Source organism: Gordonia sp. NPDC003425 (genome assembly GCF_053588635.1).
This window is the reverse complement of record NZ_JBSFQI010000029.1, coordinates 1-10,218: the sequence shown is the minus strand read 5'-3', so window position 1 is coordinate 10,218 and position 10,218 is coordinate 1. Positions and strand designations below refer to the sequence as shown.

Here is a 10,218-nt window from a genome sequence, read left to right as displayed (position 1 = left end):
ACTCCTGGGGATAGGGCTTGGGCACAGCTGGCATCCTTCCAGGCCGCCCGGCAGGGCAAGCCAGATCAGATGTCACCTACTCGTGCACCAGCCCCTGTCGTCTTGTGAATCCAGCCGTTGTGCAAGTTGGTTGATAGCTCGGCTGAGCTGGGTGAACTCGGTGCCGAGCTGGCGATCGGGTACGCGCGTGCGGAAGTTGCCGGCGCCAATAGCCACGGCTGAGCGGGCGACACTGGCGACTGACTGTTGTACGCGGCGAGCCAGGAACCAGCTGACGGCCGTGGCCAGGATCGTCGAGGTGATCAATGCGGCAGACATTGAGACGACGATCGAGGAAGTGAACGCGGCTTCGACATGGTCGGCCTGAACTGACCCTGGCTCGAGGCGAGCTTGGCCGAGGTGGTCGTGGAAGGTGTGTGGAGCCACGAATAGTGCCACGATCGCGACGCTGATGCCGCCGCCGGCGATGACGATAGCTTGAGCGAGCATGAGCCGGGAGCCGAAGCTGCCGGGGATACGTAACCGTCGACGTTCATCGTTCATCGCTGGCTCCTCGAGGTTGGCCGTCACCCATCCGGTAGCCCACTCCGCGAACGGTGCGGATGAATCGGCCGGCTACGGCGCTGTCACCGAGTTTGCGGCGCAGACTGGCGACATGGACTTCGACGACGTGGGCATCGCCGACCCAGTCGGGTCCCCAGATTTCGGTGAGCAGTTGCTCTCGACTGAACACAACACCGGGCCGCCGCGTGAGCGCTTCGAGAACGTCGAACTCAGTCCGAGTCAGCTCCACGGGTGTGCTCTGCACCTGGACTTCACGACCCTGAGGGTCGAGGGTGAGCTCCCCTATCGTCCGCGGGTGCGACTCGCCGGTTGGGGTCGGCCGTGGTCGGCGCAGCATGGCGTCGATGCGCGCCATCAGCTCACGAGGGCGAAATGGTTTCGTGAGGTAGTCATCGGCCCCCACCGACAGGCCAACGACTGTGTCGACTTCGTCCGCGCGGGCCGTGACCATCACGATGTAGGCGTTGGTGAAGGTGCGCAACTGTCGACAGACCTCGACGCCATCGAGTGACGGCAAGCCCAGGTCGAGGATGACTACTGCCGGACTCGCCGTGCGTGCGGCGGCGACTCCCTCCTGGCCGTCGGGCGCAACGGTGACCGTGAATCCGCTGCGCTGCAGGTAGTCAGCAACGACTTCGGCAATGTCGGGCTCATCTTCGATCACCAGGGCGTGCAGACCGTGCGGTGGTCGGACCACCGGCATATGGAGGTCGTCGACGACGTTGCGATCTTGGGGCACGCTCCTATGGTGGCGGTGGTCTACACGATCATCCAACCTCGTGGGCATTCTTGAGCAGATCTTGATCCACGCTGCCGATCAGCCTTGAGGTTCGGTGGGCAAGGTGGCGGTGTCGCCGGGTGGAACGTTACGACACAGTTCCCCCTCACACTGATGATCTGATTTCTGCCCGGCGGCGTCCTGTTCAACAACGCAGAGGATGCCCGTGTGACTGTCTCCTACAGCCTCACCACCAGTGATCCATTCGCCAGTACCTTCCCCGCCGAAGCCGCGTCGCCCCGTGCTGGGCTGAGTCGTCAGCTGGTGGGCGGCACCCCGGTGTTGCGCATCGAGGAACCCTTCGCCGAGCACGGGCGCGGCTTCTGGGCCAAGCTGGAAGGCTTCAACCCCGGTGGTATGAAAGACCGGCCTGCGCTGCACATGGTGGAACGCGCCCGCGCCCGTGAAGAGCTGGCCCCGGGGGCGCGGATCATCGAATCAACTAGTGGGACACTGGGATTAGGCCTGGCTTTAGCGGGCATCGTGTTCGGGCATCCGGTGACCTTGGTGACCGATCCAGGACTGGAACCGATCTTGCGGCAGATGCTCGCCGCATACGGCGCCCAGGTCGATGTCGTCAGCGATCCCCATCCGGTCGGGGGTTGGCAACAAGCCCGCCGCGACCGCGTGCGCACCCTGCTCGAGCGCGACGAGGCTGCGTGGTGTCCCGACCAGTATTCCAACCCCGACAACGTGACCGGTTACAGCTCGTTGGGTGTGGAGTTGATCGCGCAGCTGCGACATATCGATGTGCTGGTGTGCTCGGTGGGCACCGGTGGGCACTCAGCCGGTGTGGCTCATACTCTGCGGCAGTTCAACCCTGAGCTGGAGGTTGTGGGCGTAGACACCATTGGCTCGACGATTTTCGGCCAGCCGGCACAGTCACGGATTATGCGGGGACTCGGCTCGAGTATCTACCCCCGTAACGTTGCCTATGACCAGTTCAGTGAGGTGCACTGGGTGGCGCCGGCCGAGGCAGTCTGGGCATGTCGCACCCTGGCCGCCACGCATTACGCCACCGGCGGCTGGAGCGTGGGCGCGGTGGCCCTGGTCTCGGGCTGGCTGGCGCGTACTCGTTCGGCCGATACGCGCATCGCGGCGGTGTTCCCCGATGGCCCCGCTCGCTACTACGGAACCATTTACAACGATGAGTACTGCCGCGCTCACGACCTGATCGGCGCCCCGGCGCCGCCCACTGAACCCCGCACCATCAGCGATCCGCTCACTCAGGTCGCGAGCAGCTGGACGCGGTGCCCTACCATCATCGACCCCACTTGCGTGCCGCACGCCGAGCCCACGAGCTGATCTATGCGACGCCTCTACCGCAGTTTCCGCAGCTTCGATCGCCCCAGCCAAGTGCTGATGGTCAATCAGTTCACCATCAATCTCGGCTTCTACATGCTCATGCCCTACCTCGCCGCCTACCTCGCCGGCCCGCTGGCCCTGGCCGCATGGGCAGTGGGCCTGGTCCTGGGGGTACGCAACTTCTCCCAACAGGGCATGTTCCTGATCGGGGGAACACTCGCTGACCGCTGGGGGTACAAACCGCTCATCATCGCCGGATGCCTGATGAGGGTCATCGGATTCGTCCTACTGGCCCTGGTCAGTTCGCTGCCGGCGATCCTGATCGCCTCGGCGGCAACGGGATTCGCCGGGGCGCTGTTCAACCCCGCCGTACGGGCCTACCTGGCCGCCGACGCCGGTGAGCGCCGCATCGAAGCATTCGCCGTGTTCAACGTCTTCTACCAGGCCGGGATCCTGCTCGGGCCGCTGGTCGGACTAGCCCTGACCGCCCTGGACTTCCGGCTCACCTCTCTCTGTGCGGCAGCAGTTTTCGCGGTCCTGACCCTCGTGCAGATCAAAGCGCTACCCGCAACAACACCGGCGCCGAGCAGCACCTCAATCATCCAGGACTGGCGCAGCGTCGTCCGTAACCGGCGATTCCTGCTGTTCGCTGCGGCGATGGCCAGCTCTTACGTGCTGTCCTTCCAGGTCTACCTCGCCCTGCCCCTACATGCCGACCGCATAGCAGACAACCCCACCCTCGCCACCAGTGTTGTCACCGCAATGTTCGTGGTGACCGGTCTGGTGGCCATCGCCGGCCAGCTACGCATCACCACATGGTTCGGCAACCGCTGGGGCAGCACCGGCAGCCTGAGCGTGGGAATGACGCTGATGGCTGCAGCTTTCCTGCCCCTAGTCGCCAGCACCGCAACGCATCAGCGCAACATCGCCCTCAACATCGCCGCCCTGCTACTCACCGCAGCTCTGCTCGCCGCCGCCACCGCAGCAGTGTTCCCATTCGAAATGGACACGGTGGTGGGACTGGCCCGCGGCACGCTTGTCGCCACCCACTACGGGCTCTACAACACCATCGTCGGGATCGGGATTCTGCTCGGCAACGCCGCGACCGGGTGGCTGTTCAGCGCGGCCACCACCCGCGACATGCCCGAACTGGTGTGGATCGCTCTAGTCCTCACCGGCATGGCGGCGGCGTCTGCCCTGTTGCTGTTGCACCGCCGCGGATGGCTCAGTGTCGCCGCCCCCACCGAAGCTCAGTCGACCACAACCCATTGATTACCCTAGGGGGGTAAGGTATAACGGTGGTGTGGCGAGACGCCACAGCGACAGACCCCCTGAGGGTCGTTGGCACCACTGCTGTACCGAAAGGGCACATCTCATGAGCACATCGACAGTGATCGTCTCCGGAATGACGTGTGGGCACTGCGCGGCGTCGGTGCGTGAAGAAGTCGGCGCACTGGCCGGCGTAACTGACGTCGACGTCGACGTGGCCAGCGGGCGAGTCACCATCTCTAGCTCGGCCCCGATCGAGGCCGACGCGATCCGCGGCGCGATCGAAGAGGCCGGCTACCACCTGGCGCAGTAGCCGACGAAGGGCTGAAGTGTCTGCCCCACTGGGGACTTCAGCCTCTCCCGGGCGGCGTGGGTGTCGCCACCACCGATGACAGGAATCCAGCGATGAATGTTCCAACCAAGCTCGGCGTCTTCGCCGCGGCCCTGCTGATAGTTTTCGCTGCGGCGTACGCCATCGCCGCTGGTGTCGCTCCCGACAGGGCGTCGACCTCCCCGGCTGAGTCCGCCCATGCCGATCACAATGCTGCACCACAGTCGCGAACATCCGCCTCGTCTCCGGGGGCCGATCAGGTTCGCGGAGTTTCGATGGCAGCAGCCGGCTTCATCCTGGGGAATGTGGTGGCACCCCATGCGTCCGGGGTGCAGGCACCGCTGAGCTTTGAGATCCTCGACGCCGCCGGGGCCGCGGTCACCGACTTCGCCACCGAGCACGACAAGCAGCTGCACCTGATCGTCGTCCGCGCGGATGGCACCCACTTCCGACACGTGCACCCCACTCTCTCGCCCGAAGGGCGCTGGACGCTGCCCTGGCAGTGGGCGACGGGAGGCAGCTACCGGATCTACGCCGACTTCGTGCCCGCCGCCACCGGCCAACCCCTCACCCTCACCAGCACCGTCGAAGTCAGCGGTGACTACCAGCCGGCCCCACCCACCGCCGAATCACGACAGTCATCCGTCGACGGGTTCGACATCGGGCTGGCCGGTCATCTGCGCGCGGGCGTCGAGTCCGAACTGACCGTCACCGTGCGCCGAGCAGGACAACCGGTCACCACCCTGCAGCCGTATCTGGGCGCTTTCGGTCACTTGGTGGCCCTGCGTCAGGGTGACCTGGCCTACCTGCATGTTCACCCTGAGGGCGCGGCACCGACTGCCGGTCAACTCGCGGGACCACAGGTCCGCTTCGCCACCACCGCCCCCACCCCGGGCCGCTATCTGCTCTACCTCGACTTCCAGGTCCAGGGCGCTGTGCATACCGCCACCTTCGTTCTCGACGCCCCCACCGGCGCCCCGGCCCCGACACCTGACTCCACGGCCCCCTCGGCCGATCCGCACGCCGGACACTAACTCGCTGACCAGCGCCACCCGGGGCACTGCGCCGAGGCATTCACCCAACGAGGAACCCCCCATGACCACCTCAGCTCCGATCCACCCACCTGCGGCCACCGCCGAGCAGACAGGCGCCGTCGATATCGAACTCGCCGTGTCGGGCATGACGTGTGCCTCGTGCGCGGCACGCATCGAACGCACACTGAACAAACTCGACGGAGTGAGCGCCTCGGTGAACTACGCCACCGAAAAAGCTCACGTCAGCGCACCCGCCGGTGTCGACCCACACCTGCTGATCGAGACCATCGAACAGGCCGGATACCACGCTGCGCTGCCCGCCACTCCCACCAAAGGTGCCGCCCCCGACGATGACCCTTCGGACGACGACGGGGAGCTCGTGGCCTTGCGTCACCGACTGATCGGTGCGGTGGTTCTCTCGGTACCGGTGATCGCGCTGGCAATGGTCCCGGCATTGCAGTTCACCTACTGGCAGTGGGCGTCGTTGACGTTGGCCGCGCCAGTGATCGTGTGGGCGGCATGGCCGTTTCATCGCGCCGCGTTGCTCAACCTGCGCCACGGTGCGGCCACCATGGACACCCTCATCTCGGTCGGCACCACCGCGGCGCTGTTGTGGTCGTTGTATGCGTTGTTCTTCGGCACCGCCGGACAACCAGGCATGACCCACGGATTCACCCTGACGGTCAGCGCTTCTGACGGTGCAGGCAACATCTACCTTGAGGTAGCCGCGGGGGTCACGATGTTCGTCCTGGCCGGCCGATACTTCGAGAAGCGGTCCAAACGGCGCGCCGGTGCGGCGTTGCGGGCCTTGTTGGAGCTGGGCGCCAAAGACGTCACAGTGATCAGGGACGGCCACCAGTATCGGATCCCGATCGGCGAGCTCGCCATTGACGACGAGTTCAATGTGCGCCCCGGCGAGAAGATCGCCAGCGACGGTGTGGTGGTGTCCGGCACCTCGGCAGTCGATGCCAGCATGGTCACCGGCGAGTCGATGCCAGTCCAGGTCGCCCCCGCCGACACCGTGACCGGCGGAACGGTCAACGCCGGCGGGCACCTGCGGGTGCGGGCGACCCGCGTGGGAGCGGACACCCAACTCGCGCAAATGGCCGCGATGGTCGAACGCGCCCAGACCGGCAAAGCCCACGCCCAGCGACTGGCCGACCGGATCTCAAGTGTCTTCGTGCCGGTGGTCATCGCCGTCGCCATCGCTGTCCTCGGCGCGTGGATCGGCGCCGGCTATCCCCTGCAAGCGGCGTTCACCGCCGCGGTCGCTGTGCTGATCATCGCCTGCCCCTGCGCTCTGGGACTGGCCACCCCGACCGCACTTCTGGTCGGTACCGGCCGCGGAGCCCAACTCGGCATCGTGATCAAAGGCCCCGAAGTCCTGGAATCCACCCGAACCGTCGACACCGTTGTCCTCGACAAAACCGGCACGGTCACCACGGGACAGATGACACTCGTCCAGGTCACCACTGCTCCCTCCACCACTCGCGAAGACGTGCTCGCCCTCGCGGGGGCGGTGGAGAATGCCTCCGAGCACCCCGTCGCGGCCGCCATCGCTGCTGGTGCAGCCGCCGAAGTCGGGCCGCTCGACGAGGTCGACGACTTCCGCAACTTCGAAGGTCGAGGCGTGCGCGGTCTGGTCCAGGGACGTGTGGTCACCGTCGGGCGTCCGACGCTGCTGGCCGAACACGGCATCGCCGTGGATGACCCTCACCTCAACGAGGCGCAGACCGCCGCCGAAGAAGCCGGACAGACCGCCGTACTCGTCGCCTGGGACGGCCGCGCCCATGCGGTCCTGGCGGTCGCCGATGCGATCAAACCCACCAGCGCACACGCCATCGCCCGGCTCGCCGCACTGGGTATGACGCCCATCCTGTTGACCGGCGACAACCAGACCGTCGCCGATGCCGTGGCCGCTGAGGTCGGTATCGATACCGTCATCGCTAACGTCTTGCCGGCCGACAAAGCCGCCGTCATCACCGACCTGCAATCCGACGGCAAGGTTGTGGCCATGATCGGCGACGGCGTCAACGACGCCGCTGCCCTGGCCCACGCCGATCTCGGGCTGGCGATGGGCACCGGCACCGACGCCGCCATGCATGCCGCTGACATCACCCTGGTCCGCGGCGACCTCAACGCTGCCGCCGACGCGATCGCCTTGGCACGCACCACTCTGAAAACGATCAAAATGAACCTGTTCTGGGCATTCGCCTACAACGTCGCCGCGATACCGCTGGCCGCGCTGGGACTGCTCAACCCCATGCTGGCTGGGGCCGCCATGGCGTTGTCCAGCGTGTTCGTCGTCAGCAACAGCCTGCGGTTGCGCGCCTTCACCAGCCCGCCCCACTCATCGTCCACAGTTCCACCCACCAACCCCTCGACGTATACCCCACAGGGGTATAAGGTAGCGGCATGAACGAGCACTCTTCCCCTGAGCACGTCGGTCACGACGCCGCCGATGAACGCCACCACGGCCAACTCGCCGCAGCGTCACACAACCACCACGATCACCATGCTGAGCGCGCCCGCGCAGACCATGATCACGCTGGGCATGGGGGGCATGGTGATCACGTCGGGCAGTTCCGGCGGCTGTTCTGGATCATGCTGGCCCTGGCTGTGCCGGTCGTGGCCTTTTCGCCCATGTTCGCGATGCTCATCGGCTATGACCTACCCGATGGTGAAGTGTTGAAGTGGGTCTCACCGGTGCTGGGTACGGTGATGTACTGCTGGGGTGGGCGGCCGTTCCTGGTAGGCGCCTATTCAGAACTGCGGTCGCGTGCACCGGGAATGATGCTGTTGATCGCCTTGGCGATCACGGTGGCCTTCGTGGCGTCCTGGGGTGCGAGCATCGGTGTGTTGCATCACGAACTGGACTTCTGGTGGGAACTGGCGCTGCTCATCGTGATCATGCTGTTGGGGCATTGGATCGAGATGCGGTCGCTGGCCCAGACGACCTCGGCCCTGGACTCGCTGGCCGCGCTGTTGCCCGATGAGGCCGAACGCGTCGATGGCGACCAGATCACCACGGTTGCTCCCAGTGAGCTGCAGGTCGGAGATGTGGTGATCGTGCGCCCGGGGGCCAGCGTGCCGGCCGACGGTCGCGTCGTAGACGGCTCGGCCGAGCTCGATGAATCCATGGTCACCGGAGAATCGCGCACGGTGCGCCGCGGCATCGGCGATCAGGTGGTGGCCGGCACGGTGGCCACCGACTCGGGGCTGCGGGTCCAGATCACCGCCACCGGCGATGACACGGCGCTGGCCGGGATTCAGCGCCTGGTGGCAGACGCGCAGAACTCCACCTCCCGCGCCCAGCGGCTGGCCGATTCCGCTGCAGCGCTGCTGTTCTGGTTCGCGCTCGGCTCAGCGATCATCACCGCCATCGTGTGGACGGTCATCGGCCAACCCGACCAGGCGGTGATTCGAACCATCACCGTGCTGGTCATCGCCTGCCCGCACGCACTCGGCTTGGCTATCCCCCTGGTGGTGGCCATTGCCACCGAACGCGCCGCCCGCGGCGGCGTGCTGGTTAAAGACCGGTTGGCACTTGAGGCCATGCGCACTGTGGATGCGGTGCTGTTCGACAAGACCGGAACCCTGACCAAGGGTGAGCCCACGGTCATCGAGATCGCGGCCGCCGACGGCGTCGATGAGGACACCGTGCTCGCCCTGGCCGCCAGCGCCGAAGCCGACAGTGAGCACCCGTTGGCGCGAGCGATTGTCGCAGCTGCCGGAGACCGCGCGCGGCCGGTGCCGGCGGCCACCGACTTCACCTCGTCACCGGCGGTCGGTGTGACCGCTCGCGTCGAGGGCGCCACAGTGCGGGTGGGCGGGCCCCGCATGCTCGAGGAACAGGGCCATCAGGAACTGGCCATCGCTGATCGCTGGCGCGCCGACGGCGCAATCATCCTGCATGTCACCCGCGACACTGAGCTGATTGGAGCTCTCAAACTTGCTGATGAGGTGCGCGGGGAATCCCGCCAAGCCGTCGAGGTGCTGCACGCCCGCGGGGTCGAGGTTGTGATGATTACCGGCGACGCCGAAGCAGTGGCGCACACCGTCGCTCACGACCTCGGTATCGATCGGGTGTTCGCCGGTGTACGGCCGGAAGACAAAGCCAGCAAGGTGGCCGAACTGCAGCACGAAGGCCGCAAGGTGGCGATGGTGGGCGACGGCGTCAACGACGCCCCCGCCCTGGCCCAGGCCGATGTGGGCATCGCGATCGGGGCCGGCACCGACGTCGCGATCGCCTCGGCCGGGGTCATCCTCGCCAGCGACGACCCCCGCTCGGTGCTGTCGGTCATCGAGCTGTCGGACGCCAGCTACCGAAAAATGAAGCAGAACCTGTGGTGGGCAGCGGGATACAACCTGATCTCTGTACCGCTGGCCGCCGGAATTCTCGCGCCCATCGGGTTCGTCCTGCCGATGTCGGTCGGAGCGATTCTGATGTCAGCCTCGACGGTCGTGGTCGCACTCAACGCGCAACTGTTACGCCGACTCGACCTGCAGCCAGGCGCGAGTACAGTGCGTGGACTGCAGCACAACCGGCCGAGATCCATTGAGAAGGTGAGTCCATGACCGCTGCGTCCGCACCGGGACAATCCTCCACCCCGGAAGAATCCTCTGCCTCGGAACACTCTTCCCACGGTTACATCAGCGATAAGGGCAAATACCTGGCCCGTCTCAAGCGCATCGAGGGGCAATCCCGAGGTATCTATCGGATGGTCGATGAGGAGCAGTACTGCATCGACATCCTGACCCAGATTTCGGCGCTGACCAAGGCGCTGGAGGGGGTCGCGCTGGGTTTGCTCGACGACCATCTCACCCACTGTGTGCTCGATGCCGCCCACGCCGGCGGGGACGAGGCGCAGGAGAAGATCGCTGAAGCCTCGGCGGCCATCGCTCGCCTCGTTCGTTCCTGAGCCACCCACCACGCC

General features: G+C 66.0%; 9 protein-coding genes. 7 read left to right on the top strand and 2 right to left on the bottom strand.

Annotated features, from left to right (window positions below; genetic code table 11):
- Positions 1 to 72: 72 nt before the first annotated feature.
- Both ACWDTD_RS20210 and ACWDTD_RS20205 read right to left on the bottom strand, forming a co-directional pair.
- On the bottom strand, positions 73 to 543 hold the full coding sequence (locus ACWDTD_RS20210) for a HAMP domain-containing protein (protein WP_449748913.1): 471 nt from the start codon (positions 541 to 543) through the stop codon (positions 73 to 75).
- The gene (locus ACWDTD_RS20205; RefSeq protein WP_055477338.1) at positions 533 to 1,267 is read right to left on the bottom strand and encodes a response regulator transcription factor; all 735 of its coding nucleotides are present in this window, start codon (positions 1,265 to 1,267) and stop codon (positions 533 to 535) included. Before ACWDTD_RS20205 ends, ACWDTD_RS20210 begins: the two co-directional genes overlap by 11 nt.
- Before the next feature lie 243 nt (positions 1,268 to 1,510).
- Between ACWDTD_RS20205 and ACWDTD_RS20200 the strand changes: the two genes are divergently transcribed.
- From ACWDTD_RS20200 to ACWDTD_RS20170, 7 genes are all read left to right on the top strand, one after another.
- Entirely contained in the window at positions 1,511 to 2,647 is a 1,137-nt protein-coding gene (locus ACWDTD_RS20200; protein WP_005180004.1) for a PLP-dependent cysteine synthase family protein, read from the top strand.
- A 3-nt stretch (positions 2,648 to 2,650) separates the two neighbouring features.
- Positions 2,651 to 3,919: an MFS transporter gene (locus tag ACWDTD_RS20195; protein ID WP_433254484.1), complete on the top strand. Its 1,269-nt coding sequence runs from the start codon at positions 2,651 to 2,653 to the stop codon at positions 3,917 to 3,919.
- Between the two features lie 103 nt (positions 3,920 to 4,022).
- A complete protein-coding gene (locus ACWDTD_RS20190; RefSeq protein WP_005195294.1) occupies positions 4,023 to 4,229 on the top strand; it encodes a heavy-metal-associated domain-containing protein in 207 nt (68 codons plus the stop codon).
- Between the two features lie 92 nt (positions 4,230 to 4,321).
- Positions 4,322 to 5,281, top strand: a complete 960-nt coding sequence (locus ACWDTD_RS20185; protein WP_449748912.1) for a hypothetical protein — start codon at positions 4,322 to 4,324, stop codon at positions 5,279 to 5,281.
- Positions 5,282 to 5,342: 61 nt separating this feature from the next.
- The gene (locus tag ACWDTD_RS20180) at positions 5,343 to 7,700 is read left to right on the top strand and encodes a heavy metal translocating P-type ATPase (protein WP_355279111.1); all 2,358 of its coding nucleotides are present in this window, start codon (positions 5,343 to 5,345) and stop codon (positions 7,698 to 7,700) included.
- Entirely contained in the window at positions 7,697 to 9,859 is a 2,163-nt protein-coding gene (locus ACWDTD_RS20175) for a copper-translocating P-type ATPase (RefSeq protein ID WP_007239617.1), read from the top strand. The genes ACWDTD_RS20180 and ACWDTD_RS20175 overlap by 4 nt, the downstream gene beginning before the upstream one ends.
- Positions 9,856 to 10,203 (top strand): metal-sensitive transcriptional regulator, encoded by a 348-nt coding sequence (locus ACWDTD_RS20170; RefSeq protein WP_005195356.1) that lies wholly within the window; start codon positions 9,856 to 9,858, stop codon positions 10,201 to 10,203. The genes ACWDTD_RS20175 and ACWDTD_RS20170 overlap by 4 nt, the downstream gene beginning before the upstream one ends.
- Positions 10,204 to 10,218: the final 15 nt, after the last annotated feature.

Coding starts and splice junctions, on each gene's coding strand:
- ACWDTD_RS20175 (WP_007239617.1), top strand. CDS start 7,697: ATGAACGAGCACTCTTCCCCTGAGCACGTCGGTCACGACGCCGCCGAT.
- ACWDTD_RS20170 (WP_005195356.1), top strand. CDS start 9,856: ATGACCGCTGCGTCCGCACCGGGACAATCCTCCACCCCGGAAGAATCC.
- ACWDTD_RS20210 (WP_449748913.1), bottom strand. CDS start 543: ATGAACGATGAACGTCGACGGTTACGTATCCCCGGCAGCTTCGGCTCC.
- ACWDTD_RS20185 (WP_449748912.1), top strand. CDS start 4,322: ATGAATGTTCCAACCAAGCTCGGCGTCTTCGCCGCGGCCCTGCTGATA.
- ACWDTD_RS20195 (WP_433254484.1), top strand. CDS start 2,651: ATGCGACGCCTCTACCGCAGTTTCCGCAGCTTCGATCGCCCCAGCCAA.
- ACWDTD_RS20205 (WP_055477338.1), bottom strand. CDS start 1,267: ATGCCGGTGGTCCGACCACCGCACGGTCTGCACGCCCTGGTGATCGAA.
- ACWDTD_RS20180 (WP_355279111.1), top strand. CDS start 5,343: ATGACCACCTCAGCTCCGATCCACCCACCTGCGGCCACCGCCGAGCAG.
- ACWDTD_RS20190 (WP_005195294.1), top strand. CDS start 4,023: ATGAGCACATCGACAGTGATCGTCTCCGGAATGACGTGTGGGCACTGC.